The organism is Longimicrobiales bacterium, from assembly GCA_029245345.1.
GTDB lineage: Bacteria > Gemmatimonadota > Gemmatimonadetes > Longimicrobiales > Gaopeijiaceae > CALFPJ01.
The window spans coordinates 148,456-172,020 of the sequence record JAQWPM010000012.1 but is presented as its reverse complement, the minus strand read 5'-3'; the positions used below and the strand labels follow the sequence as shown (position 1 = coordinate 172,020).

The 23,565-nt window shown below is 61.5% G+C and carries 24 protein-coding genes, 1 tRNA gene and 1 other RNA gene; 18 read left to right on the top strand and 8 right to left on the bottom strand.

The features are described from left to right. The first annotated feature begins 11 nt into the window (after nt 1–11). From P8L30_03790 to P8L30_03775, 4 genes are all read left to right on the top strand, one after another. Complete coding sequence (locus P8L30_03790; GenBank protein ID MDG2239298.1) at nt 12–2,138, top strand: 4Fe-4S binding protein; 2,127 nt, start codon at nt 12–14, stop codon at nt 2,136–2,138. Next, on the top strand, nt 2,128–3,144 hold the full coding sequence (locus tag P8L30_03785; GenBank protein MDG2239297.1) for an FAD:protein FMN transferase: 1,017 nt from the start codon (nt 2,128–2,130) through the stop codon (nt 3,142–3,144). Before P8L30_03790 ends, P8L30_03785 begins: the two co-directional genes overlap by 11 nt. Before the next feature lie 246 nt (nt 3,145–3,390). Continuing rightward, entirely contained in the window at nt 3,391–3,627 is a 237-nt protein-coding gene (locus tag P8L30_03780) for a hypothetical protein (protein MDG2239296.1), read from the top strand. Between the two features lie 148 nt (nt 3,628–3,775). Beyond that, entirely contained in the window at nt 3,776–4,630 is an 855-nt protein-coding gene (locus P8L30_03775; protein MDG2239295.1) for a hypothetical protein, read from the top strand. Nucleotides 4,631–4,648: 18 nt separating this feature from the next. Here the strand turns inward: P8L30_03775 and P8L30_03770 are convergent, their stop codons facing one another. The 3 genes from P8L30_03770 to P8L30_03760 are packed head-to-tail and all read right to left on the bottom strand — an operon-like array spanning nt 4,649 to nt 7,724. After that, nucleotides 4,649–5,161: a histidine phosphatase family protein gene (locus P8L30_03770; GenBank protein MDG2239294.1), complete on the bottom strand. Its 513-nt coding sequence runs from the start codon at nt 5,159–5,161 to the stop codon at nt 4,649–4,651. 60 nt (nt 5,162–5,221) lie between these two features. Beyond that, nucleotides 5,222–6,547, bottom strand: coding sequence for a sodium-dependent transporter (locus P8L30_03765; GenBank protein ID MDG2239293.1), 1,326 nt, complete (start codon nt 6,545–6,547; stop codon nt 5,222–5,224). A 31-nt stretch (nt 6,548–6,578) separates the two neighbouring features. Then, the gene (locus P8L30_03760) at nt 6,579–7,724 is read right to left on the bottom strand and encodes an aminotransferase class V-fold PLP-dependent enzyme (GenBank protein MDG2239292.1); all 1,146 of its coding nucleotides are present in this window, start codon (nt 7,722–7,724) and stop codon (nt 6,579–6,581) included. Between the two features lie 89 nt (nt 7,725–7,813). Between P8L30_03760 and rnpB the strand changes: the two genes are divergently transcribed. From rnpB to P8L30_03740, 4 genes are all read left to right on the top strand, one after another. Next, an RNA gene (gene rnpB / locus P8L30_03755) (RNase P RNA component class A) lies at nt 7,814–8,179 on the top strand. A gap of 89 nt (nt 8,180–8,268) precedes the next feature. After that, nucleotides 8,269–8,342: transfer RNA gene (locus P8L30_03750), tRNA-Arg, on the top strand. Between the two features lie 311 nt (nt 8,343–8,653). Then, entirely contained in the window at nt 8,654–9,568 is a 915-nt protein-coding gene (locus P8L30_03745; GenBank protein ID MDG2239291.1) for an SgcJ/EcaC family oxidoreductase, read from the top strand. 137 nt (nt 9,569–9,705) lie between these two features. Next, complete coding sequence (locus tag P8L30_03740; protein ID MDG2239290.1) at nt 9,706–9,855, top strand: hypothetical protein; 150 nt, start codon at nt 9,706–9,708, stop codon at nt 9,853–9,855. A 276-nt stretch (nt 9,856–10,131) separates the two neighbouring features. Here P8L30_03740 and P8L30_03735 read toward each other — a convergent pair whose 3' ends face one another. Continuing rightward, complete coding sequence (locus P8L30_03735; protein ID MDG2239289.1) at nt 10,132–10,974, bottom strand: TauD/TfdA family dioxygenase; 843 nt, start codon at nt 10,972–10,974, stop codon at nt 10,132–10,134. A 49-nt stretch (nt 10,975–11,023) separates the two neighbouring features. On the opposite strand from P8L30_03735, the gene P8L30_03730 reads away from it, so the two are divergent. Then, the gene (locus P8L30_03730; GenBank protein ID MDG2239288.1) at nt 11,024–12,640 is read left to right on the top strand and encodes a GMC family oxidoreductase; all 1,617 of its coding nucleotides are present in this window, start codon (nt 11,024–11,026) and stop codon (nt 12,638–12,640) included. A gap of 7 nt (nt 12,641–12,647) precedes the next feature. Here the strand turns inward: P8L30_03730 and P8L30_03725 are convergent, their stop codons facing one another. Both P8L30_03725 and P8L30_03720 read right to left on the bottom strand, forming a co-directional pair. Next, nucleotides 12,648–13,766: a serine hydrolase gene (locus P8L30_03725; GenBank protein MDG2239287.1), complete on the bottom strand. Its 1,119-nt coding sequence runs from the start codon at nt 13,764–13,766 to the stop codon at nt 12,648–12,650. A gap of 332 nt (nt 13,767–14,098) precedes the next feature. After that, nucleotides 14,099–15,037 (bottom strand): creatininase family protein, encoded by a 939-nt coding sequence (locus P8L30_03720; GenBank protein ID MDG2239286.1) that lies wholly within the window; start codon nt 15,035–15,037, stop codon nt 14,099–14,101. Between P8L30_03720 and P8L30_03715 the strand changes: the two genes are divergently transcribed. The 5 genes from P8L30_03715 to P8L30_03695 all read left to right on the top strand — a co-directional run bounded on the left by P8L30_03715 (nt 15,036) and on the right by P8L30_03695 (nt 18,503). Then, entirely contained in the window at nt 15,036–15,347 is a 312-nt protein-coding gene (locus P8L30_03715) for a hypothetical protein (GenBank protein MDG2239285.1), read from the top strand. The two genes, P8L30_03720 and P8L30_03715, sit on opposite strands and share 2 nt — an antisense overlap. Continuing rightward, nucleotides 15,344–15,568 (top strand): MarR family transcriptional regulator, encoded by a 225-nt coding sequence (locus P8L30_03710; GenBank protein ID MDG2239284.1) that lies wholly within the window; start codon nt 15,344–15,346, stop codon nt 15,566–15,568. Before P8L30_03715 ends, P8L30_03710 begins: the two co-directional genes overlap by 4 nt. A gap of 140 nt (nt 15,569–15,708) precedes the next feature. Then, on the top strand, nt 15,709–17,412 hold the full coding sequence (locus P8L30_03705) for a D-aminoacylase (GenBank protein ID MDG2239283.1): 1,704 nt from the start codon (nt 15,709–15,711) through the stop codon (nt 17,410–17,412). A 130-nt stretch (nt 17,413–17,542) separates the two neighbouring features. Beyond that, nucleotides 17,543–17,692 carry a hypothetical protein gene (locus P8L30_03700; protein MDG2239282.1) on the top strand — a complete coding sequence of 50 codons (150 nt, stop codon included), beginning with the start codon at nt 17,543–17,545 and terminating at the stop codon, nt 17,690–17,692. Nucleotides 17,693–17,906: 214 nt separating this feature from the next. Then, complete coding sequence (locus P8L30_03695; protein MDG2239281.1) at nt 17,907–18,503, top strand: sulfocyanin-like copper-binding protein; 597 nt, start codon at nt 17,907–17,909, stop codon at nt 18,501–18,503. Between the two features lie 98 nt (nt 18,504–18,601). Here the strand turns inward: P8L30_03695 and P8L30_03690 are convergent, their stop codons facing one another. Then, the gene (locus P8L30_03690) at nt 18,602–19,369 is read right to left on the bottom strand and encodes a TerC family protein (GenBank protein MDG2239280.1); all 768 of its coding nucleotides are present in this window, start codon (nt 19,367–19,369) and stop codon (nt 18,602–18,604) included. 239 nt (nt 19,370–19,608) lie between these two features. On the opposite strand from P8L30_03690, the gene P8L30_03685 reads away from it, so the two are divergent. The 3 genes from P8L30_03685 (at nt 19,609) to P8L30_03675 (ending at nt 21,044) form a co-directional block, all read left to right on the top strand. After that, nucleotides 19,609–19,908 carry a hypothetical protein gene (locus tag P8L30_03685; GenBank protein ID MDG2239279.1) on the top strand — a complete coding sequence of 100 codons (300 nt, stop codon included), beginning with the start codon at nt 19,609–19,611 and terminating at the stop codon, nt 19,906–19,908. Between the two features lie 290 nt (nt 19,909–20,198). Beyond that, nucleotides 20,199–20,417 carry a hypothetical protein gene (locus P8L30_03680; protein MDG2239278.1) on the top strand — a complete coding sequence of 73 codons (219 nt, stop codon included), beginning with the start codon at nt 20,199–20,201 and terminating at the stop codon, nt 20,415–20,417. A 156-nt stretch (nt 20,418–20,573) separates the two neighbouring features. Then, nucleotides 20,574–21,044: a MarR family winged helix-turn-helix transcriptional regulator gene (locus P8L30_03675; GenBank protein MDG2239277.1), complete on the top strand. Its 471-nt coding sequence runs from the start codon at nt 20,574–20,576 to the stop codon at nt 21,042–21,044. A 374-nt stretch (nt 21,045–21,418) separates the two neighbouring features. Here the strand turns inward: P8L30_03675 and P8L30_03670 are convergent, their stop codons facing one another. Further along, nucleotides 21,419–21,991 carry a YkgJ family cysteine cluster protein gene (locus tag P8L30_03670; GenBank protein ID MDG2239276.1) on the bottom strand — a complete coding sequence of 191 codons (573 nt, stop codon included), beginning with the start codon at nt 21,989–21,991 and terminating at the stop codon, nt 21,419–21,421. Between P8L30_03670 and P8L30_03665 the strand changes: the two genes are divergently transcribed. Then, on the top strand, nt 21,981–23,561 hold the full coding sequence (locus P8L30_03665; protein ID MDG2239275.1) for a M14 family metallopeptidase: 1,581 nt from the start codon (nt 21,981–21,983) through the stop codon (nt 23,559–23,561). The genes P8L30_03670 and P8L30_03665 overlap by 11 nt on opposite strands. Nucleotides 23,562–23,565 lie beyond the last annotated feature (4 nt).

The following is a 23,565-nucleotide window of genomic DNA, read 5'->3' as shown; positions in this document are numbered from 1 at the left end:
TGCTCCGCCGCATGAATCGTGTCCTCTCGCCCGTTTTCGCGGTGCTCCTGCTCGCATTGGCTCTGTGCCCCAGTCATAGCTCGGCACAACGTCTCCGCGATATCGATCCGACTCTGCTGCAGGCGGTGATGCCACAGGCGGAGCGATTCTCGGACCGCGCCGGTGAGCCTCTTGTCATGCAGGCGTTTCGGACCGATCCGGCTACCGGCCAGGAAGTCTTGATCGGGTATGCGTTCCATACGTCGGATCTTCCTCCCGAACAGATCGGGTACAGCGGCCCGATCGAGGCGGTCGTGGGGATGGACCTCACAGGTCACATCACCGGCGTCCGGGTCACGTATTATTGGGAGTCGATCCAAAGCAGCATGGGTGACTTCTTGCGCGCGCGTGGCTTCCAGGAGCACTTCGCGGGAAAACACATCGGGGACGCCTTCAAGCCTTACCAGGACGTTGAAGGCATATCACGGGCCACCATCAGCGTTCGGGCGCTCGCGCGCGGGGTTCGCGACGCCGCACGCCGGGTTGCCATCGCCCACCTCTCCACAGAGGTCGTCTCGAATCCAGACGATGGCGACGGGCAGCTGAGCTGGCTCGAAATGCGGCAGCTGGGCATGGTCGAGACCTTCCTGATTCAGGACGCTATGGGTGCGGCGGAGATCAATTTGGTTCACATCGAGAGTGAGCCATTTGGCGAGTATCTCGTGGGTGAGACCGCCATGAACAGTGCGCGCAGAGCGCTCGCATCCAGGGGTGACGACGATCATCTCCTGATCTACGGCGTCGATGGGGCTCGGCTGCGCCTCTTCGAACGAGAGGGTTGGTCGGTGGTTCAGGGGGCGGACACGATCGAGCTGAGTGAGGGAGAGGTAAGGCCCTTCGGCCTTGCCGCGGCCGGCCTGCTCGACGGTCAGGTTGTCATCAGCGGCGCCATGATCATCGATGGTTCGGTGGATGTGTCGAAGCCTTTCACGATCATCTATGACCACGAGGCATTCGAGGAGCCTGTCGAGGTCGAATTCCTGACTGGCACTGCGCAACTCGCTCTGGAAGAGGCCACGCTCGTGGAAGCCGCGGAGGCGGCGGCGGAGGCCCCTGAGGCCCAGGAAGACGTGGCGGAGGTTGCTGCGGATGAGGCCGCTCCGGACGTGCCACCGGTGACGGTTGCGGAGGTGCCAGTGGAAGACGTGGTGCCGGCCGTAGCAGCGCCTGTGTTGATTGACGATGTCCCAGCGGTCCCCGCCGCTCCCGTCCTCGACTTCACCGTCGTACAAGAAGAGACCGTCCTCGAACGGACCTTGTTAGACATCTCTTGGCCGCGCCTCATCGGCATGGTGATCACGATCCTTCTCGCCATGGCCGCGTTCTTTTCGAAGCGAATGCTGCTTCGTGGAGCCTCGCTCACCGTGACGTTGGTCTACCTCGGCTTCGTCGACGGTGGGTTCCTCTCGGTGTCGCACATCACCGCAGCCATCTGGAGGGGCCCGTCTGTCTTCCTGAGCGACATCCCGCTCCTGATCATCGTGTCGTTCACGCTCCTGACGACCCTGTTCTGGGGACGTGTCTTCTGCGGGTACCTATGCCCATTTGGGGCGCTTCAGGACCTCCTGGACCGGATTGTCCCCAAGCGATTCCAGATTGCCGTCCCGAAGCGAATTCACCGCCCAGGTCTCTACCTGAAGTATGGAATCTTGGCCGTGATTCTGGTTCCGGCCATCGCGGGAAGCCGAGTCAGTCTCTACCAGTACTTCGAGCCATTTGCCACGATCTTCTTCGGGTCACCGTCTAGAATTCTGTGGCTGATCGCCGGTCTGATTCTGGCCGCCTCTGCAGTGATCCCGCGCTTCTACTGCCGGTACGCCTGTCCGTTGGGTGCAGCCCTTGCCGTCGGGTCACTCATCTCGTTGAAGCGCATCGCACGCGTGCCGCAATGCGGTCACTGCAACGTGTGCGAACAGAAGTGCCCGACCGGGGCGATCGAAAAAAGCACGGTCGACTTCAAGGAATGTGTTCGCTGCAATGTCTGCGAGATCAAACTGATCGAAAAGGCTGGCGTGTGTCGTCACGAGATGAGCGACGTCAACGAGCGTCTCATTCAGATTCAGACCGAGTCTACGCAGGAGGCTGGCGATGTCGTTTGATCCGCCGTCGGTCAGCCGCCGAGATGCTTTGAGGATCACTGCGGCGGTGGGCATCGCTGCTGTCGCGGGTGGGCACACGGCCATGGAAATCATCCGCCGTGCTGGACTCCACCGGGTGAGTGTGTCAAAAGCCCGACTCGGCACGCTGGTCGAGATCGACGTCGTGCACCCGGATCGAGATGGAGCGCACGAGATGATCCGTGGGGCCTTTGCCGAGATCGATCGCCTTGAGTCGATTCTCAGTCGACATCGGACGGACTCGGCGCTGTCGATACTGAACCGCGCGGGCGAGGTGATGACGCCGTCTCATGATCTGGTCACCGTACTCGAATCGGCGTTACACATCGCACGCATGACGGATGGTGCGTTCGACCCGACGGTGCTGCCATTGCTCGAAGTGCACGCCTCCAGCTTCTCAGTGTCAGGTCGCCCACCCGAGCCGGATGTCCTTCGCCGGACGGTCCAGCGCGTAGGACATCAGAACGTCGTCGTCTCGGAGGAGCGCGTGGCACTGATGCGACCGGACATGGGGGTCACTCTGGACGGCATCGGCAAAGGGTACGTCGTGGACCGAACCGTCCAGGCTCTAGTTCGCGCCGGAGCCGAACGGGTCCTGGTCGACGCCGGAGGAGATATCGCGTCAGGTGGTGAACGCTCCAAAGAGGACCCCTGGAGAATCGGGTTGCAGCATCCTCGTACGGCTCGGCTCGTTGGGGTCGTCGACCTGGCTGGACGATCCGTGGCTACCTCGGGCGACTCTATGCAGTCATTTACCGAAGATCGGAGCCATCACCACATCATCGATCCAAGAACCGGCGTATCCCCAGAGGAGACTGCGGGCGTTTCGGTAGTGGCAGAGAGTGCGATGGAGGCGGATGCACTCTCGACGGCCTCCTTGGTTCTCGGGCCTGGAAAAGCGTTGCCATTGTTGGATGGTATGGCTGGAGTTGAGGGTCTTCTAGTCACGAAGGACGGCGAGATACACTCCACCAGCGGTATGCCCTAGAAGTTGGCTTCCAAAGACGCTTAGCCGCGCACCGCTGCACGGATACGGCGTATCACGCTGGATTCGTGAGACGACCGGAGCGGAATTCCGTGCCGAGGAGAGTGCGATGTGTCGAGTGCTCCGAAGACTCGAGAAGAAGGGCCGTTCGTCGACATGAGCGAGGACAAGAATTAGAGCTGTCTCGGGGGCCGGCTCGCCACTGGCGTGCCAACGTCTTGGCCGAGATGGGCAGGCGTCCCGGACGCGATGGCCGATGCTCTTCAGACCGTCGACCTAGATCGCCTGTCACCGGCCATCGAAAGGGAGTTGGGCCGGATTCTGCTCTGGTCAGGGGACGCCGATGGGGCCCAACGCGAGTTCGACAGAGCCACGCGGCTGGAGTTTGGGTGCGCAGTCACGGTCCAGGGAAAGGCGTCGATCGCGCTTGGGAACGAAGACGCGATCGATCTGCAGATGGCGCTGACCGAATGGGCTGCGGTGTAAGAGATTCCAGGGTCGTTGGCGGCGGAGCTCGGATCGGGCATGCGCGCGCATCTACAGGCAGGCGGTGAGCAGTCGATTCCGTATGATCGGCGCCTGATTCGATTCTGGCCTTACTCCTAGCGGTGTCCCCGTTCATATTGCAGGCCTGATGCCCGCACTCCGCCGCTCCCAACTGTTTCGCACTTTCCGCATCGGCCTCGTCTTGGCCGTTGGACTCGTGGTGCATAGTGACGCGTGTGCCCAGCTCCGCCCACTGGACCCGATCGGGTGGTCGACGTTTGATCGACCTGGTGGGGTTTTTCTCATGGGTGTGGCGGCCCACGTGGACCAGCGCATTTCGTTGGCGGGTGCGCATGGTCGGCTCTACGAGTTGGGTGTCTTCCAGGCTACGTGGAGTTACGAGCGGGTGGCTGTACGAATCGGCGGTACGTTGTACCGGCTCTTCGACGGTCAGGGCGTCTACGACGACCCAGTCACCGGGACTCGTGCCCCGGACGGCACGTTACGGAAGGACTCGGGTGACATCCGCGTCTCTACGCTGATTTGGCTCACGAACCCGAAGGACCGCGTGAGCTTTGCGTTTCGTTTCGGGTCTCGTCTTCCGACCACCGACAACAAGGAAGGGCTGGGTCGTGACCAGGCAGATTTCTTCACCACGGTCGGAGTCCGGCTACGCGATGGGCCGTGGGACCTCTCCGCGGAGGGTGGCGCGGGCATAAACGGCACGCGGGATCCCCAACACGAGCAGATCGACCCGATCCTGTTTTCGGGTGCGGCAGTCTATGACGCGGGGAGCGTCGATCCGTTCCTCGAGTTTACAGGCCAGCACGACCCTCGGTCGGAGCGCGACCGCCGCGGAAACGAGAATGTGGGAGAGGTTCGCGTCGGCGTGCAGGTCGGGGGACAGCAATGGCTCCGGATCATGGCTGCGCGAGGATGGACGTCGACGAGCCCCGACCTGGGGGTCACCGTCCTGTTCGGTACTCGGTTCGGGGGCTGCTGAGGCTACCCCCGATTCGTGTCAGCCTTCGTACAGCTCGCCGAATCGGAGCATGACAGTGCTCACCTGGCCCCCAATGATCGTCACGATGTAGAAACGGTCGTATTCCATTTCTTCGATGTCACCCCCAGGGTCACCCCCAAGCGCCTCGACGAGCTGCGGCGTCGTATTGCTGTGCCCCAGGACCAAATGCCGACCGGGCATCGTCTTGAGTTGAGCTGCGAATCCAGGTAAGTCGCGCGAGTCGTAGGACTCGATCTCGATACCGGCCCCTTCCGCTGTCGGCTGTCCTGTGGATCGCGTTCGCTTGAAATCCGTCGAGTGGATTCTTGTGAGCCCCGCATCTGCGAGCATCGTTCCCACGAGGCGAGACCGCTCCCAACCTGCTTCGGAGATCGGCGGGTCGTTGCTCCCGTCCTCAGCGCGCTCCGCGTGGCGAACCAGGTAGACGACGACTGTCTCTTCTTGGGCCTGTAGGACGGTCGGTGCCGCAAGAAAGAGCGCGAAAAGCGCGAGAAAAGCACGACGACGCATGGATGACTCCCTTAGGGTGGTTCGCAACGCACCAACCTACTTGCGATCCCACCCAGGTGGCTACAGTTGCACCAGACCTAGGACGTCAGTGACGAGCCACCATCCGGAGGCGGCCAGGACCGCTGTCGGCACGACCCACCGGAGCCAGTGGATGAGGGCCCGATCCGTGCTCGAAGGGTTCGCTCCCGCGACTTGCTCAAGAAGCGTCGCGCGGCTCATGACCCAACCGACCGTCACCACTGCGATTAGGGCGCCCATGGTCTGGCCTCCCGAGCCGAACGTGAGGTCCCAGGGCACGAAGATCTCAAGGTTGATCATGGGAGGGAGTGCTAGGAGCATCGACACTCCGTAGACCGTCCAGACCGCTTTCTTCCGCGTCCACCCGAGGGAATCTGAGAAGCCCGCGACGAGTACCTCGTAAGCGGCGATTCCCGAGAGTAGCGCCGCACCGGACAGTCCCCCGAAGAAAAGGCTTCCGAAGATCCAACCTGCCGGGAGTTGCTCGAAGACTTGGGGAAGAGTGGCGAACAGGAGGCCTGGCCCCGACCCCGGCTCGAGGCCGAAGGCGAATACCGCCGGGAATATTGCGAGTCCTGCGAGTAGCCCCGCTCCCGTGTCACCGATCACGGTCCAGATGGCGTTGGCCCGGATGTCAACGTCGTCGCCGAGGTACGACCCGTAGACGAGCATGAGCGTGCCGCCGAGCCCTATGGAGAACACCACCTGGCCTAGTGCCGCGATCGCCACGGTAGGTGTGATCTGACTGGGCTCGAACGCGAGGAGCCAACGAATCCCCTCATCGGCGCCTGGGAGCGTGACGGACCGTACAATCACAATCAGGAGCGTCACGAAGAGGATGGGCGTGATGATCTTGGACGCCCGTTCGATTCCGCGCTGAACCCCCCGGAGCACGATCCTCGCTTCCGCGAGCAGCACTAAAGCCGTGAAGCCGACTTGAAGGCCCATCGACGTGGCTGAAAAACCCTGCTCAGGCGGAAGAATGCGAGACGGATCGATGGGGCGTCCGAACGGGGCCGTGATCTCGGCCAAGGCGTGGTAGACCACCCACCCGATCGCATTGGTGTAGTAGGCAACGGCCGCCCACGTGATGCCCATGAGGAGCCACCCGATGTACCGCCCGCCCGGCATTCCAATGGCCTGGTACGCCCCCAGGGTCCCGTGCCGCGTGTGACGACCCAACGACCACTCGCCCATAAGAGCCGGAACGGCCACGAGTGCTGCGATCAGCAGGTAGAGCACGATGAATGCTGCCCCGCCGAATTGTCCGACCATGTAGGGGAAGCGCCACACGTTTCCCAGGCCGACCGCCAGACCGACCATCGTGGCTAAGACCCCGAGTCGGCTCCCGAACCTCTCGCGGGTCATTCTGGCGCCGCCGTGCGGTTCGCCATGCCGATCATGTCGCCATTACTGCGGCTAAAGCATCCAGGGCCTGGTCGACGTCGTCCATCGTGTTGTAGAAGTGTGGGGCGATGCGAATCGCGGGCCCTCGCGCCGAGGCGATGATCCCTCGTGCGCGCATCTTGGCCTCGACGGTGTGACTGTCTTCACACGCGATCGCTGTCGTCGGAGCCCTACGGGCCGCCTCTGCTGAGCCCAGGACCTCCAGGCCGCGCTCTGCCGCCCCCTCGGCCGCTCTCCGGCCAAGGGCCCGGTTCCATGCGCCGATATGATCCATCCCGATCTCTCGCAGCCATGCCATCCCGGCCCTGGCGACATACGCTTCCATGATGGGTGGTGTGCCCGTATCCAGCCGTCTCGCGCCTTCTCCCCAGTCGAGCCGGTCGGCTTCGAAGGAGTATGGATTCGCCCTTCCGAACCAGCCGGTGATGGTGGGTTTGAGCTGATCCGCTAGGCCAGGCCGTACCCACACGAAGGCGATGCCTGGGATGCCCATCAGGAACTTGAGGTTCCCCGATGCCACGAAATCGGCTCCGCACTTTGGGGCATCGAAAGACTCCGTACCCAAAGTCTGGTAGGCGTCTACGTAGAGCAGGGCACCCTTGGCATGAGCGAGTTCCGCGATCGCCCCGATGTCCTGCTTGAAGCCGGTTTGGTAATAACCCTGGCATGCCGACACGATCGCGGTCTGTTCGTCGATCGCGGCCTCGTAGTCCTCGAGTTCGATGCAGCCGTCACGTACGGGGACCCAGTCCACTTCGGCTCCCATGCGTTCCTGGGCGAGCCACACGTGGCCTACCGTGGGGAATTCGCCGCCGCTTGCTACAACGCGGTGCCGCGTCCCCGTGTAGTCGAGTCCGGTGGCGACGCTCGCTGTTGCTTGAGACACCGAGGTGGCCACCGAGACGTCATTCGGGTCCGCATTGATAAGGGCCGCGAATTCAGCTCGGGCCGCATCCGTCTCGGCCATCCAGCTGTCCCAGTCCATTCCAGCCTCGTTCCATGAGGCCAAATAGGCGTCAGCTGCAGCTCGCGTCACGCTGCATTGCGGCGCTTGTGAGCAATTGTTCATGGGGATCAACGATCCCAGGATCGGGATCTGCGCCCTGACCGAGTCGAGGTCGTATGCGGGAGAAGTCATGGCTCAGAGGATATGGGTGGGGGAGAGGCAAGGCGAGGCCTGACCGGCCGCCTGTAGATGCAAGTGAGCCAGGACGTTACCATGGGGATGAGCGTGCGAGTGAGGATCGCCGGTAGCTTAGGCTGCTGGAGGAAAGTCCGAGCTGCTCAGGGCAAGGGTGCCGGGTAACGCCCGGGCGTCGAAAGGCGACGGAAAGTGCAACAGAGAACAGACCGCCGATGGCCGCTTAGGCGGCACAGGCAAGGGTGAAACGGTGCGGTAAGAGCGCACCGGGCTCCTGGTAACAGTGAGTCGCTGGTAAACCCCACCCGCAGCAAGGCCAAATAGGGAACGAGGAGTGGCCCGCTCCATTTGAGTTCCGGGTAGGCTGCACGAGGCTGTTGGTAACAGCAGTCCTAGATGAATGATCCTCCCCCGTAAGGGGACAGAACTCGGCTTATTCCGCGCGTTCAACTGACGGCGCCCGTCGCGAAAGCGGCGGGCGCCGACTCCTTGCCCCTCGCTTGACCCGGACCCCCGTTTGGCGAGATTGATCCTCCACAAAGCGCCCGTAGCTCAGTTGGATAGAGCGCGTGCCTCCGGAGCACGAGGTCGCAGGGTCGAATCCTGCCGGGCGCACTGTGATCATGAGCGCCGTCAGATCCCGCTAGGGTCTGACGGCGTTTGTGCTTTGAATCCGAACCTGTGACCTCGTGGGCAGCAAGATCAGCGCTGGTTCGAGTCAAGCGGTCAGGCCGCTAGTGATGACCTATGTGATGTTTCGCGAGACCACGGAGCGAAGCTCCGTGCATCCATCCATCCGCCGGGCTGCCTGGCCCTGTCCGCCTGCCATCAAATGCGGGATCGGTTGCGATCCTGTCCGGCGCCGCGCAGATTTTCCTCCGCGGCATATCCGTAGTCGCGTGCTGGACACTCCGGGAGATAACTCTATGAAGATCCGTACCATAGCCACTCTGGCACTGGCATTAGCGCTGGGCGCCTGCGCGTCCGAAGAAGCCACCGACGACGCGATGGCGGATGCTACGCCCGAGGCATCCGCGGACGCTCAGGCGGTCACCGAACTCGCTGAGTATTGGGCTACGCATTACAACATGGGCCATCCCGGTATGGTTGCCGGCAAGTATGCAGATGAAGCCTGGTTGCTCAGTTCGGACGGAACCCTTTCTGAAGGTTCAGAAGCGATCGAGACCTTCTTGGGAAGCACGGCCGAGATGAACCCGCAGGTTGTGATCACGCCTGGCGAAGTCAGGGTCTTCGGTGATCAGGCTGTGGGCGTGGGGATGTACGAGATGACGCTAAGCCCGGAAGGGGCTGAGCCGGTGAGCTACGGCGGATCCTACATGACGCACAACGTGAAGGTCGATGGTGCCTGGGTGATCGCAGGGCATATTGGGAACCTCACGGACGACCCGTTCGAAGGCTTTGAGTTCTCGGCGCCTGAGGGTGAGGCTGGGGAGAACCAGGGGACCATGGGTGAGCTGACAGGCGGCTGGGCGACCCATTACAACTTGGGCCACGCTTCGATGGTCGCGGACTACTATACCGAGGACGCGATGGCATCCTTATCGCGCGGCGGGCAGGTCATGGGTCGCGAGGCGATCTCGACCGCTCTTTCGGACATGATGGAAGCGCGCCCGGGGAGGACGGTCGACATCAACAGTCTGCAAACGTGGGAGCTCGGCGATGGCTGGGCGCTCGACGGCGGCTGGTTCGCTTCGACGGAAGCCGGCGCGGATGCACCGTTCCAGTCGGGCGGTTACCTCAACCTGCTCAAGCAGGCGGATGATGGGTCGTGGCAGATTCATTGGGGGGTGTCCAACGCTTGGCCGACGGGCGACATGTAGTCTGTCTCGCTTCGAGCGACACTAAAGGGGGGCGGGTCCAAAGTGGGCCCGTCCCCTTTTTTCGTCTCTTGCCCACTCGCGCTTGGACCTTGGTATTCGGTCGGAGGAACAACGTCGGCCTCACCTAACATTCGCCCATGACCTTCGTCTTGATCGCTCTCGGTGTCCTCACGGGTGCGATCGCCTTGGTTAGGGCGGTCACGATGAAGAAGGTCTCCGTTGAAGACCTGGTCGAGGCGGCTCAAAGCGCTGCGGCCCCGACGCTGAGGACTAGGAGCGCCCCCTAGGTGCTCCGCATGCCGAAAGAGCCGCCCAAAACACGACATCATGCATGGCGACAGGGCTGCTCGGTCGTTGTTCGGACGACTCGGCCGTGACTGACGTGGTCTCGCCACCTCGCACTAAGCCCCACGCCATCCATCCGATCTCAAGCGCGAAACTCCCGTACACTAGGGACTACACGACGCCCTGAAAACGCACAGCAAGGTGAGGACGGCGTAACGACGCATGGGCCGGGCAGAGTAGGGAGCCACCCTCGGCGTAGTGCGGAAGATGGTCGTGTCCTACGCTTGGGGGCGCTCCCCTCGAACGGTTACTCGGTACCCGGAGCGGACGTTCGGGGAGTAATCCCAGACCGCGTAGTGCTGTGTACACCTGTTGTCCCAGAAGGCGATCGAATGCTGCTGCCACCTGAAGCGACACTGAAAAGCGGGGCTCTTCACGTGGTCGAACAGGAAGTTGAGGAGTGCATCACTTTCCGGGATGGGGAGTCCAAGGATCTGGGTGGTGAACATCGAGTTCACATAGAGGCACTTTCGCCCCGACACGGGATGGGTTCGAACCACCGGATGTTCGCTCTTCGGGTAGACCTTCCGCGTGTCGTCGCGCCCGATCATCGCGTTCACGCTCTGGTAGTACGGAGCACCGTCGTGGATCGCGGTGAGGCCCTCGAGCATCTCCTTCATTCGCTCGGACAGGGCTTCGTAAGCGGCGTACATGCTGGCAAACATCGTGTCACCGCCACTTTCCGGGACGGTAAACATCCTCAGGATCGATCCCATGGGGGGCTCTTCACCGCAGGACACATCGGAGTGCCACATCTCCCCCGCTACGCGCTTTGAGGTTTTGTCCGCATGAATGATCATGACCTCGGGGTGTCCGTCCAGCCCGGGGTCGTTGGGGTGGATGTCCAGGGTGCCGAAGCGCGCTCCAAAGGCTTTATGGGCTTCCACGGAAATGTCCTGGTCACGGAAGAAAATTACTTGGTGCTCCGTGAGAGCCTCGCGAATCGTGGCGAAGTTCTCGTCCGACAAATCACCAAGGTCCACACCGAGTACTTCCGCCCCAATCGTGGGTGTGACCGGTCGGATGAAGAGTCCCGAATCGGTCGCCGCAGTGTCGCTCATGGTATGATCTCCGTAGCGTGTGTCGAACTACTTCCGCGACCACACTACTATGTCCGACGACCTCCAGCACTACGACGCCGACTTCGTGGTGATCGGCTCCGGCTTCGGCGGATCCGTGTCGGCGCTCCGTCTCGCGGAGAAGGGCTACAAAGTCGTCGTACTCGAGCAGGGCAAACGATACGAGCGCTCGGATTTCCCTGAGACGAGTTGGGGGCTGAAGAAGTACCTGTGGATGCCCCGCTTCGGCTGGGGCGGCATCCAGGCGGTCAGCTTCTTCCGCCACATGCTGGTGCTTCATGGGACGGGGGTGGGAGGCGGTTCGCTGGTCTACGCGAACAACCTTATTCATCCACCGGCACAGGCCTTCGGTGAGGACGAATGGGGGAGGGCCGACTGGGTCGGTCGTTTGGAGCCTCACTACGCCGAAGCCCGCCGCATGCTCGGAGCCAGCCCGTGCGAAGGCCTTGGCCGCACCGACGAGCTTCTTGAACAAGTGGCGGCGGAGATGCCTGGATCGGGAACGCTCCGAGCCAGCGATGTCGGAGTCTTCTTTGGCGAATCCGGCGTCGAGGTCGCCGACCCGTACTTCGGTGGGGAAGGTCCACGCCGCACCGGGTGCACGCGCTGTGGGGCGTGTATGATCGGATGCCGTGTCGGTGCGAAGAACACGCTCGATAGGAACTACCTGTGGTTCGCAGAACGGCTCGGGGTCGAGATCGTACCGGAAACCCGAGTCACGGGAATCGAGCCTCGTGACGGAGGCTACACGGTCCACGTCCGAGACCCTCTCCGTCGCGATCCGGGAAGGAGGAGTTGGCGTGCGAAGCAGGTCGTGGTCGCAGGAGGGGTCTTAGGTTCTGTCCACTTGCTACTCCGCTCCCGCGACAAGGGATGGCTGCCCGATCTTTCTCCTCGCATCGGTGAGTTCGTACGCACGAACTCCGAAGAACTTCTGGTGGTGGAGAGCAAAGATCGGACGGTGGATCTCGGCGACCACGTGGCGATTACGTCCGGCCTTCAAGCGGACGCGGACACGTTCGTGGAGATGGTGCGTTTGAACCGCGGGTCGGACGTTCTGTTCTGGCTGACCGCCCCGTTGGCTGGTGTGTCACGCCTTCCTCAAGCCGTGGCTCCGCTCGTCGCTGCGCTCTCGAGTATTCCGAGATTCTTGCTCGGACTGTGGCCGTTCGGACGGGCCTCACGGTCAGCGATCCTACTGGCCATGCAGCCGACTGAAGGACATCTCAGTCTCGTACTCCAACGACGCTGGCTTGGATTGGGCCGTGCTGTTCTCAAATCCGAGTTGCCGATCGGTGAGAAGCCGCCTGCCGTGCGAATCCCCGTCGCTCGAGAGATCGCACGCCGCTTGGCCGAGAAAATGAACGGTACTGTGTGGCAGAGCCTGTGGATCCCGTTCGCCGGATCACCCACAACTGCTCACGTCCTAGGTGGCTGCCGAATGAGCGATACCCCAGATGACGGAGTCGTAGATCGGGCCGGGCGCGTGCACGGCCATCGCGGACTCTACGTAGCGGACGGCTCGGTCGTGCCGTCCAACCTGGGCGTAAATCCGAGCCTCACCATCACAGCACTCGCCGAATACATCATGGCCCAGGTCCCCGGAGCGGGCGAAGCGCCCACGAGCGCCGCGCCAGAGGACGACTAGGCCGGGCTCACCCCCACGGGTACGGTCCGGACATCTCCACATTGCCCGCGTCAAAGAGCAGCTCGATCATCCGATGCCACGAGTCCCAGCTCGTGGTTCGACCGTACACCGAGTTGGTTTTGTGGGAGATCACGAGATCGACGGCAGGGAAGACCGTAATCCACTGTCCGATGGCTCCGCGCCCTGTGTAGGCGCCCGCAAAGGGGCCCACAGCCAGGGGCCCATCGAAGACCCACCACATGTACCCGTACCCGAAGTAGCCGTCACGGCGGCCGACCGGGTTCATCTCCTCAAGCGGGGTCACCACGGACACGATCTCTTTGGCCCACTCGCGGGAGATCACCTGCCGTCCATCCCAGCTCCCCTCATTCAGCATCAAGTGCCCGATCCTGGCCATGTCACGAGTCGAGAGGTGGAAGTGATAGGAGGGGAAGCGAGATCGTGAGAGGTCGCCACCCTTCTGGTGGATGGGGCGATTCCAGTCCTGGAACCCGATCGGGATCCCGATCTGCGCTTGGGTTTCGTCGTAGAGGTCCCGCCCTGTGAGCATCTCGAAGACCCCGCCGGCGGCGTTGAAGTCCCAATTGCTGTACAGCATGTACTCGCCTGGTTGCTGCGAACCCCGGGCAGGGGCGTCGCCCAGGTTGTCGCCACCGTTCGAGGCAGGGTGGTAGACGCCTGACCGCGCGGTGATGAGGTGCCCGATCTGCGCTTGCTTCTCGATGGGGAGGAGCCCGCCCACGTCATCGACTCCAATGTCCTCCATCGTTGCGCTGAGATCGATCGTGCCGTTCTCGACCCAGTAGCCGTAGAGCATCGAGAGGATGCTCTTCCGCACCGACGCGAGATACGAGAGCTCTTCGATATCGCCGAAGGTGTAAACCAACCGGCCTTTGTGGGCGACCACGACACCGGTCGAGTTCGCGGAGTCGGCCAGGAAGCGGGTCACGCCGCGGAGCGCCTGCACGTCCCAACCGGCTTGGGCCAGGCCAGGCCCACGCAGGATCGTCCACTCGTCTCCGGGGAAGACGCAGTCCGCGCACTGGGCGGCGGTGGAGGCAGGGGTCAGTCCGCCAAATGCAACGAGAGCGACCCACATGAACAGCGTCGCGCGGATGTGCTTCATCTTCAGCTCCATGGGCTCCGGAATGATCACGAAGGTAGGAGCCGCAGGCCCGGCATTCCACCCTGGACCTTTCCTGTCGTCACTTCGTAGGGTAGGTGACCATGGCCATTCTCATCTCTATCCTGGCCGTTCTCGCGATGCTCGCGTGCCTCGCGCTGATACCCCTGGGCCTGCCCCGGCCTGTGGTTGATCGTCGTGATTGCGATGGGGTGTGCTACTCGCCCGCACGGCCGCAATAGCCATGAAGGTTGCCGTCTCCGTAGGAATCATCACCGCTGTGGGAATCACCCTCGAGTTTTAGCGGTTGGGGCCTGAGCGGGCCCACGTGATCTCTAGCGACCCGTCCCCGGCGGTCGCAGCTCATTCCAGCGCTCGATAAACGCGACGGCTGCGGCTACGCCTGCCTCGGTCCCCACGCGCCCGCGCTCGAGCGTGGCTTCTGCGGGGTCTCTGACGCCCCATACCCCTGTGCTCGACATCTCCACGGAAGAGGTCCCCTTGCCGGTCGCTTCGTCCTTGAGGCCTTCGGCAAGGAATACCGCGAGCGCCGTCGCATCTCCGGCGACCACTTCTGGCAGCATCTCTTCCATGTGTGGCGGAAGTGTGAGCTCGGCTGCGTATGCAGCGTCGAGGTCGACGAGTTGAGGAATCATGTAGAGTGAGCTTGATGTTTCTGGCGTGCCCCCGTGCCGATCGAACATGGGCTCGGCCGGAAGCGGTAGGTCTCGGCTGACTGTGCGGTCTCTGAAGGGACCCGTTACGGCGTCCAGGCTCACCGCGATCCCTGCGGTCTCTTGGTTGATACGATCCACGATGAATGTCGTGATTGCGCGGTTTCCGCCGTGGGCGTTCATGAACAAAAAGCGCTTGAACCCATGCTGTATCAGGCTCTTCGCTGCCTCGACGTAGACCTCTTGGATCAGCTCAGAAGGCAGCGTCACCGTGCCGGCGAACCCCATGTGATAGGGTGACTGCCCCGGCATCATTATGGGCGCCACCAAAATGTCCACACGTTGCGCGATGAGTTTTGCTCGTTCCACACCGTTGAGGTAGTCGGTGCCAATGGGCAGGTGCGTCCCATGTTGCTCAAGAGAAGCGACGGGGATCAGCACCATGTCACTTCGAGTTAGGAGATCTTCCACCTCGGGACGAGTCATGTGTGGGAGGTAGTTCTTCACCTTCACGATCTCGGGTAGCCCTGTGTGTTGGGCTTCTGTACCGCACGGTGTGAGGACGAGAGCGGCGGCGGCGAACAACAGGACACGCTTCATGATCCGACTCCTTCTGGACGATCGGGTTGCTCGGCACATCTTAAAGTGGAATGTGCCGGAAGGCGATCACTTTGGAGTGTCGAGATGGTTGAGTCAGGCGGCGTTCTGTCGTACTGCCGGAGTATTTATCGCCGCGCTCGCGCGGTGGCGGAGTGTGTCCCGGAGTTCAGGATGCTCCGTAAGTAGTCAGATCGATCTCACGTGGCTCATGCGTGATGACCGAGAAGATTTTCACTTCATAAGGAGCGATGGACATGGTTTGGGCGTTTCAAAGGCCATGGTGTCGGCCGCCGACACGTATCAGGGATGATCGGCGAGCGGATGATCGAACGGACGCCTGGCGTCACCCGCCTGATTGATTGGATGGAGAAGCGAGGTTGGGTCGTTCGCAAGCGTTGCACAGAAGACCGGCGCCGTGTGTGGTGTCGAGTTACGCAGGAGGGACTAGGCCTGCTCGACTCACTCGATGACATCTTGAATGCCGTGGACGACAGTCTCGGCGTAGCGCTGGAACCGTCCGAATTGACCTAACTCACTGAGTACCTCGATCGGTTCAGAGCTGCAGCCAACCAATAGGAAGCCCACGGCAGTTTGACGTAACACTCCTCCCGTAGGTATTGGTCGGTTATAGGCCGGCCGCTTGGCCGCGCGCCAATTGCCCGGAGGCTCTCGTGAATCGCCACTTATTTGCTCCGTTCCTTTTCGGTCTCTTCTTATTTGGATGCGGGGGTGCTCCCTCTGGCGTCCTGCCCCAGCCGACGTCTTCGCCGTTCGATGTCGTGATCTCAGGTGGTACCATCGTGGACGGAACCGGGAATGCGTCGTTTCCGGCGGATGTCGGGCTCCGCGGAGATCGCGTCGCTGCGATTACTCCCCCGGGCATGCTCTCCGAAGAACCGGCGAACCGGCGGGTCGATGCGACGGGCTTGGTAGTGGCTCCCGGCTTCATCGACATTCAAAGCCATTCACGATTCAACTTCTTGGGCAACGGAGATGGCCGGGTCGTTTCCAAGGTCACCATGGGGGTGACCACAGAGATCATGGGCGAGTCCACGACGAATGGACCTGCTAGTGCTGCCATGCTTTCCGCCGCCGGCGGAGCTGTTGGTCGCTCGGTCTTTGAGACGTTCGGAGATTGGATGAGCGCGATGGAAGCCCACGGCGGGAGCGTGAACTTTGGCTCTTTCGTCGGCGCGACCACGATCCGCGTGCTTGGTATGGGCGAGGCCATGGGTAAGGCGGGGGGACCCGAAGTGAGCGCGATGCAGGACGCAGTCCGTCAGTCCATGGAAGACGGTGCGTTCGGAATCGGGTCGGCACTCATTTATCCTCCCGGAAACTTCGCTTCCACCGAAGAGTTAATCGCGATCAACAGTGCGGCGGCACCCTACGGCGGCGTGTACATCACACACATGCGTTCGGAGGCGGACAATTTCCTCGAGGCCATCGATGAGGCGATCAAGATCGGGACCGAGGCTGGGGTGCCGGTCGAGATCTACCACCTCAAGGCGGGCGGCCAGCGGAATTGGCACAAGGCCGCACAGGCTGTGGCCAAGATCGACTCGGCTCGTGCGGCCGGCGTCGATATTCAAGCGAACATGTATCCGTACACCGCCGGTGGCACGGGTCTAACCGCGTGTTTCCCCCCTTGGGCGTCGGCAGATGGGAAGCTCTTCGACAACCTCGCGGACGCCGACATGCGTGGCCGGATTCGCGCCGAGATCGAGAACCAGACGGAGGACTGGGAGAACCTGTGCTCTCTCTCCACTCCAGAGGGAGTCCTGCTCCTCGGATTCAACAAGGCCGAGAATCGCAAGTACATGGGCCGATACCTCGCTGATGTGGCAGCGGAGGTCGGGAAGGACTGGATCGAGACCGCGTTTGATTTGGTCTTAGACGAACGGCAGAGAATTGGCACGATCTACTTCATGATGAGCGAAGAAAACGTCGCGATGCAGATCGGTCAGTCGTGGATGAAGTTTGGGACGGATGCTGGCGGGATCGATCCGGAGACCGCTACAGGCCTCTCACACCCGCGGGCGTATGGCACATTCACGCGTATCCTCGGGAAGTATGTCCGAGAAGAGGGCGCGACTACGCTCGAGGAAGCCGTCCGAAAAATGTCGTCTGCGGTGGCCACCCGACTTCACATCAAGGACCGCGGACTGCTCAAGGAAGGCTTCTTCGCAGACGTGGTCGTCTTCGATCCGGAGACCGTCGGAGATCGTGCGACGTATGATGAGCCCCACCAATTGTCGACCGGTATCGAGCATGTATTTGTAAATGGGATAGAGGTCGTAAACAGAGGCCGTCACACCGGAGCCATGCCAGGGGTGCCAGTCCGTGGACCCGGATGGACGGAGTGGCGCCGTTAGCCTGAGGCAACGTCCCAAGCCGTCACAACGTCTCAAGTCATGCAGGCCGGTGATACAGGTACACGCAAGGTTCGTGGGTGTGGACGATGGGTGGTTGGGGAGAACTGGGGCTTCGGACCGAGAGGGGATGATGATGAACGTGGAAGGGCGGATCCGATTTCTGCTGAGGGCGGCAGTCCGAGCAGAGGGAAAGGGTGATTTCCGGATCGCTCAGTTATTTCGTAGAGTGGCGGAGGACATGCGACCCATGGAGCATGCTCTCAGCGCTGCAGGGCCCTGAGCTAGGGGGTTTGCACTGACAGGGACGGTGTGGAGCCACAGTATCGAAGGCCCGATCGCCCGTTGGGCGGCCGGGCTTTTCTTAGTCGTGATATTCCCCACGTGCTTGTAGGCTATTTCCCGGATTCCCGTTGGGATCGAACGAATTACATTTCTGCTCCCGCTGCGGTCCACCGGACGGCTGCGGGCTTCTAACTCAGACAGGAATGCCTTAGATGAAGCGTTTTTCGATCCTCTCGGCTCTTGCCGTTTTCGCCGCGTGTGGTGGTGGCGAGCCGGCCGAGAGCGGCGCTGCCAGTAGCGCCTCCGCGGAGCCCGCGGAAGCGGCTGCTCCGACAGCAAAGCTCCCCGGCGGTGAAATGACCACTCCTGAGTGGTTCGCTGTGGATGCGGATGCACAGGTTGCTCACATCGTCCTGACCGCCGGTGCGACCAATGCCAACAACTATTGGAACTACAATGGTGCCACCAAAGGCAGCATGGCCATCACTGTTCCAGTGGGTTACACGGTAACAATCGACCTGGTCAACAAAGATCCAGCCATGGCGCACAGCGTTGGGGTCTCTGCGGAGGCGTCGTCGTTTGGTGCGATGCTCGACCCAACGCCTGTCTTCACGGGTGCGGTCACTGAAAACCCGACGTCGATGATCGATGGCACCATGCCGGGCGAGACTGAAACGGTCACGTTCACGGCGGATGCCGCTGGCACCTACACGTTGGTCTGCTACATCCCTGGTCACGGTACCACGGGCATGTGGATTTACTTCGTCGTCTCGGCTGACGGCTCGGCCGGCGTCCAGAGCACGATGTAGGCGCGGAACGTCCCGCAGTAGAGCACAGCAGTAAGACACAAAGAAGCGCCGCTCCGATTTCTTCGGGGCGGCGCTTTTTTGTGGATCCGGTGAGACGCTTAGTCGTCGCTGGACAGCGCCTCGGCTTCCTCGAGGGTCGGCCCGCGCAGGTGCACCGGTGCCTGTGTGCCCTTCACGCACAGGTTGAGCACCTCCACGAAGACCGAGAAACCCATGGCGAAGTAGACGTACCCCTTCGGGAAGTGGGTCCCCATGCCTTCTGCGACAAGGGACATTCCGATCAGGAGTAGGAAGGACAGCGCGAGCACTTTCACAGTGGGGTGCTGACTGACGAAGCGACTCACGGGGCTTGCGGCCCAAATCATGAAGCCGCCTGCGATCAGAACCGCGAGGACCATCACCTGGATGTCGTCAGCTACACCGACAGCCGTGATGACGGAGTCCAACGAAAAGACGATGTCGAGGAGAGCGATCTGAACGATGACGGCTCCCAATGCTGCAGCGCCACGGGACGTATCCTGACTCGCTTCATCACCCTCGAGCTTGTGATGGATCTCACGGGTGGACTTGAAGAGGAGGAACATGCCACCCGCAATGAGAATCAGGTCGCGACCAGAAAAGCTGTGATCGAAGAGCGCGAAGAGTTCGCTCGTGAGCTGCATGATCCACGTGATGGAGAACAGCAGGAGAATTCGGGTCCCGATCGCGAGTGTGAGGCCGATTTGTCGAGCCTTGGCTCGAGAGTCTTTCTCCACACGATCGGCCAGGATCGCGATGAAGATGATGTTGTCGATCCCCAGCACGATCTCTAGGATCGTGAGGGTGAACAAAGCGACCCAGGCTTCAGGGCTGTTGATCCATTCCATCGAGGCGCGGCTTGTTGAGATGAGTCGGCGCGCAAAAGCTATGTGGTGGCTCGCCTGTTTCCTATCGTGCGTCGAGACCCTGGATGGTCCGTCTGAATCTTTGGGTCTGCTGGGGCGTCCAACGACCTGGCAGTCTCCCCTTCGTCCGTTCCCATTCCCAGAGCCTGATCGGCTGGCCGTAGTGTGGAGTCAGTTTTCCACCATGGGACTCAACGAATGTCCCTCGTCCTGGCCGGAATATGCTGACTTCCGCGAATAGAGCCGGGCCTTCGAAGAGCTCGGCGCCTGCCGCGGCGCTCTTCCTTGCCGTAGTCGGCATATACGGAGTGCTGTCGTATTCGGTGGCTCAGGGGACACAGGAGATCGGGATTCGAATGGCGCTGGATGCAGAAGAGGGCACGATCGCAAAGATCGTTGTGGGCCAGGGCCTGGCTCTGATACTGCTTTCGTTCGCAATTGGCGTGCTGAGTGCGCTCGCTACGGCGCAGGTGTTTTTGAGCTTGCTTTATGGGGTGACTCTGAGAGACCCGCTCACCTAAGTGACGGCGACGGCTGTCCTGACGGTGGGGGTGGCCCTGGCCTTCCCAGCCCGCCGGGGCCAGCACGGTGAGTCCCCAGACGGCTCTCCGCTCCGATTGATGGCCTGATCGAGACCGGACTCTGGATCAGGGAAAGGGCTCTGGCATTGGCGTCGGGCCCCTTGTTTAGTCATCTATGGCGGCTGGCGACGCCTCGCTCCGCGACAAGCTCGCGTCCAAATTCAAGATCAAAAACGGCCTTTGCCAGAGATCCCTCCCGGGGACGAAGGCGTTCGTGATTGATGGTGGCGATGATGGGGGGCCTAGTCGACGCCGGTAGGACGGACTGGGCCGCGAAGATTGCTGGGGGAATCCGGGAGATGCCGCTCAACGAGCACTTCGGTCAGGCCGTGATGAGCTTGAAGAAGCTTGCCTCCCCCGACTTTGGTGTCGCTTGCTTCACGCACGGCGAGCCGATCAAGAAAGGCGCTTCCAGGCGGTTCATGAAACGCTGGCGAGGAGGCCGCTGACGGCGCTTTCGGTAGCGATCAGCTCGAAAAACCCCGCAGGAATCCCAAAATGTACAGATCCATGTCATTGTGTGTGACAAGACTATTGATTTGACGAATCAAAATATATTACTCTATAGGTATCACGGTTTTCATATTTTCGGTGTTTTTCTGTAAATGTCTGACATCCATACCTTCTTGAGCGCCTATCCACGGATCCGATCTGCGTGCCGGATGCGCCACGTGGCTGACCCTGAGTCGGGGAAGCGCCTTACCGCACATCAGGCGGGCATTCTGAGGCACCTCGACACGAAAGACCCGGTGATGGTCGGTGAACTGGCAGAACACCTGGGGGTCACCGCGTCCACCATGTCCCTGACTCTGTCACGGCTCGAGGTGGGTGGTTTCATTTTCCGGGAGAGGGACGCTGCCGATCGGCGCGTGATGAATGTCCTGCTCACAGACCACGGGGAGCGGATGCGTGAGGGGCTGGCCGACTTGGACCCGGATCGTGTACATCGGATGCTTCAGCATCTCGATCCGGAATCGCGCCGACTCGCTCTTCGTGGACTGGGCTTGCTCGCGGAAGCCGCCGACGCTCTGACCCGAAGCGGCCGCGAACACGTCGACGCGCTATCGGATCCATAAGAACGCCACTCAGCAGGAGATGCGGATGGTGACGTCCGGATACTCAGCGACTCCGTTCCCCAAGAAACTCGGAATCGAAGGAAGGGCACCCGGTCATGGAACTGTTGCTGGAACTCCACAAAAGAGGGCGCCCCGATCTGCATGGTCACACACGATCCGCGGTATGCGCACATGGCTGACCGCTCGATCCATCTCTTCGGTGCTCAGGCCGTCAGTGAAGATCAAGCGCAGATGCACTCACTCGAAGAATCGGGTTTCGACGTCGCGACCTGAGTCGTCTCGCTCCGTCGTCGATTAGGCGGCTAAAGAAAAGAGAGGCCCGCGGGATTCCCCGCGGGCCTCTTTTCTTTCTTTCCAGCTGACGGCGGCCTCGATTAGTCCCCCGCCTCCAGCTCAGGCCATTCACCCGGGACGTTGTACGCGCGGGCAACGGCATCGGGATCGTCGTGGTCCGCCCGCTCTGACATTAGGAAGACGTAGTACCCACACGTCGTCCCTGCGGGATGGCCACGGCACACCTCGGGCCGTGACTTGTGCACCGTGCAGAGCCGCGTCTTGAGGTCCAGCAGGTTGCAGGCGCTCCCGTATACCTCGTCCTTTTGATGCTTGAGTACGCGTTCTCCCTCGTCCCAGCCCTTCTTGGTGTAGCGTTCTCGTGCCTCAGACTCTGTGACGCCAAAATGACGCGCGAGACGTGTCACATCACGAACCGTGACCTCGATTCGTGAGTATGTGCAGCAGTACGACGGACAGTTGTGACAGTCGTACAAGAGGGGAAGGGAGGTTGCCACAATCGCTGACGGCGAGGGTCGCTGGAGCGTACACCACTCTTTGGTGGCGCCAGAAGCTACTAGGAAACGTCGGGGCGTGGCCATGCGTTCGAAGCCACGGTAATTTGCCGTCCCTGACCCGAACCAATTGCTTGGAATCACGGATATGCGCCGCACTACGATTGCTCTGATTGTCTTCGGGTTCGCCTCGATTGGCGCTCCCGTGCCTTCTGCCGCACAGGCGCGTTTCGACGAACTGCTCACGCGCGCCGAACGGACGGAGTTCACCGAGACCAGCTCGTACGAGGACGTGGTAGAACTCGCGACGCGCATTGCCGAGATGTCGCAGGATATTCACATGACGACGTTCGGTTATACCAACGAGGGCCGCGCGCTGCCGCTCCTGATAGTGGGGGCCCCCGATGCGACACCGGAGTCGGTGCTCGGAACCGGGAAGACCCGGGTCTATATCCAAGGCAACATCCACGCCGGTGAGGTCTGTGGCAAAGAAGCGTTGCTCATGTTGTTACGGCGATTTGCTACTGGTGACTACCCAACATGGACGAACGATCTCGTCCTCCTTGTGGCCCCTATCTACAACGCCGACGGGAACGAGCGCGTGTCGCTGGGGAATCGACCACGGCAGCACGGCCCTATTGGCGGGATGGGACAGCGTCCGAACGCTCAAGGGCTCGATCTGAATCGAGATCATACCAAGCTGGATTCTCCAGAGGCTCGATCCTTGGTCGGTATGATGAACGCCTATGACCCTCACGTTGGTATCGACTTGCACACCACCAACGGGACGAGGCACGCGTACCACCTCACCTATTCGCCGCCCTTGCACCCGAACACGCCTTCTTCCATCGATCGTATGCTTCGCGATCGATGGCTTCCTGAGGTGACGTCACGCGTGAAGGAGAAGCATGGGTGGGACTACTACTACTATGGGAATGCGAATCCGCGGCGCCCCGGGTGGTACACCTTCGATCACCGCCCGCGCTTCAACAACAACTACGTCGGGCTTCGGAATCGCTTTGCGATCCTGAGTGAGGCGTACGCCTATGCCACCTTCGAGGACCGAGTGCGTGGCACGTTGTGGTTCGTTGAAGAGGTGCTGGATTTCGCGGAACAGAATGCCGGAGAGATCAGGGATATCGTTGCTGCTGCGGATCGTCAGACGGTCGTAGGCACGAGCCTGGCCACGCGCGCTCAGTTCCAGCAGTCCGAACAGGAAGTCACGATCCTCATGGGTGAAGTCGATGAGGAACGGCATCCGAACACCGGCTCGATTATTCTGCGCCGGCGGGATGTGGTGAACCCCACGCGGATGTACGAGTACGGCACCTTCGAACCCGCTGAGACCGCAATTGCCCCGGCGGCGTATTACATCCTTCCAGAGGCGGACGAGGCGATCGACAAGATCGAAGCGCACGGGCTCACGGTGATCCGATACGCTACCGAGAGAGAACTCCCGGTGGAGCGATTCGTGATCGACTCGACCACAGTCGCCCCGCGCGAATTCCAGGGCCGCCACGAGCGGACGATTTGGGGCAACTGGGTCGCCACCATCGAGACTCTCCCGGCCGGGACCGCGTACGTGTCGGTGGATCAGCCCCTTGGCCGGCTAGCCTTTACGCTGCTGGAGCCGCGTTCGGATGATGGCTTCGTCGCGTGGGCGCTCCTCGATGAGCAAATCGAAGCCGGTGAGCTACCTGTACTGCGGGTGGCTGCACCAGGCAGATAGGCCC

Bases quoted from the DNA above. Each gene is read 5' to 3' on its own strand.
- P8L30_03715 (MDG2239285.1), top strand. From the start codon at position 15,036: ATGATCCGACTCCTTCTGGACGATCGGGTTGCTCGGCACATCTTAAAG.
- P8L30_03700 (MDG2239282.1), top strand. From the start codon at position 17,543: ATGATGAACGTGGAAGGGCGGATCCGATTTCTGCTGAGGGCGGCAGTC.
- P8L30_03770 (MDG2239294.1), bottom strand. From the start codon at position 5,161: ATGCGTCGTCGTGCTTTTCTCGCGCTTTTCGCGCTCTTTCTTGCGGCA.
- P8L30_03760 (MDG2239292.1), bottom strand. From the start codon at position 7,724: ATGACTTCTCCCGCATACGACCTCGACTCGGTCAGGGCGCAGATCCCG.
- P8L30_03765 (MDG2239293.1), bottom strand. From the start codon at position 6,547: ATGACCCGCGAGAGGTTCGGGAGCCGACTCGGGGTCTTAGCCACGATG.
- P8L30_03720 (MDG2239286.1), bottom strand. From the start codon at position 15,037: ATGAAGCGTGTCCTGTTGTTCGCCGCCGCCGCTCTCGTCCTCACACCG.
- P8L30_03785 (MDG2239297.1), top strand. From the start codon at position 2,128: ATGTCGTTTGATCCGCCGTCGGTCAGCCGCCGAGATGCTTTGAGGATC.
- P8L30_03730 (MDG2239288.1), top strand. From the start codon at position 11,024: ATGTCCGACGACCTCCAGCACTACGACGCCGACTTCGTGGTGATCGGC.
- P8L30_03780 (MDG2239296.1), top strand. From the start codon at position 3,391: ATGGCCGATGCTCTTCAGACCGTCGACCTAGATCGCCTGTCACCGGCC.
- P8L30_03735 (MDG2239289.1), bottom strand. From the start codon at position 10,974: ATGAGCGACACTGCGGCGACCGATTCGGGACTCTTCATCCGACCGGTC.
- P8L30_03740 (MDG2239290.1), top strand. From the start codon at position 9,706: ATGACCTTCGTCTTGATCGCTCTCGGTGTCCTCACGGGTGCGATCGCC.
- P8L30_03680 (MDG2239278.1), top strand. From the start codon at position 20,199: ATGATGGGGGGCCTAGTCGACGCCGGTAGGACGGACTGGGCCGCGAAG.
- P8L30_03695 (MDG2239281.1), top strand. From the start codon at position 17,907: ATGAAGCGTTTTTCGATCCTCTCGGCTCTTGCCGTTTTCGCCGCGTGT.
- P8L30_03775 (MDG2239295.1), top strand. From the start codon at position 3,776: ATGCCCGCACTCCGCCGCTCCCAACTGTTTCGCACTTTCCGCATCGGC.
- P8L30_03790 (MDG2239298.1), top strand. From the start codon at position 12: ATGAATCGTGTCCTCTCGCCCGTTTTCGCGGTGCTCCTGCTCGCATTG.
- P8L30_03665 (MDG2239275.1), top strand. From the start codon at position 21,981: ATGCGCCGCACTACGATTGCTCTGATTGTCTTCGGGTTCGCCTCGATT.
- P8L30_03685 (MDG2239279.1), top strand. From the start codon at position 19,609: ATGCTGACTTCCGCGAATAGAGCCGGGCCTTCGAAGAGCTCGGCGCCT.
- P8L30_03710 (MDG2239284.1), top strand. From the start codon at position 15,344: ATGATCGGCGAGCGGATGATCGAACGGACGCCTGGCGTCACCCGCCTG.
- P8L30_03690 (MDG2239280.1), bottom strand. From the start codon at position 19,369: ATGGAATGGATCAACAGCCCTGAAGCCTGGGTCGCTTTGTTCACCCTC.
- P8L30_03725 (MDG2239287.1), bottom strand. From the start codon at position 13,766: ATGAAGCACATCCGCGCGACGCTGTTCATGTGGGTCGCTCTCGTTGCA.
- P8L30_03675 (MDG2239277.1), top strand. From the start codon at position 20,574: ATGTCTGACATCCATACCTTCTTGAGCGCCTATCCACGGATCCGATCT.
- P8L30_03745 (MDG2239291.1), top strand. From the start codon at position 8,654: ATGAAGATCCGTACCATAGCCACTCTGGCACTGGCATTAGCGCTGGGC.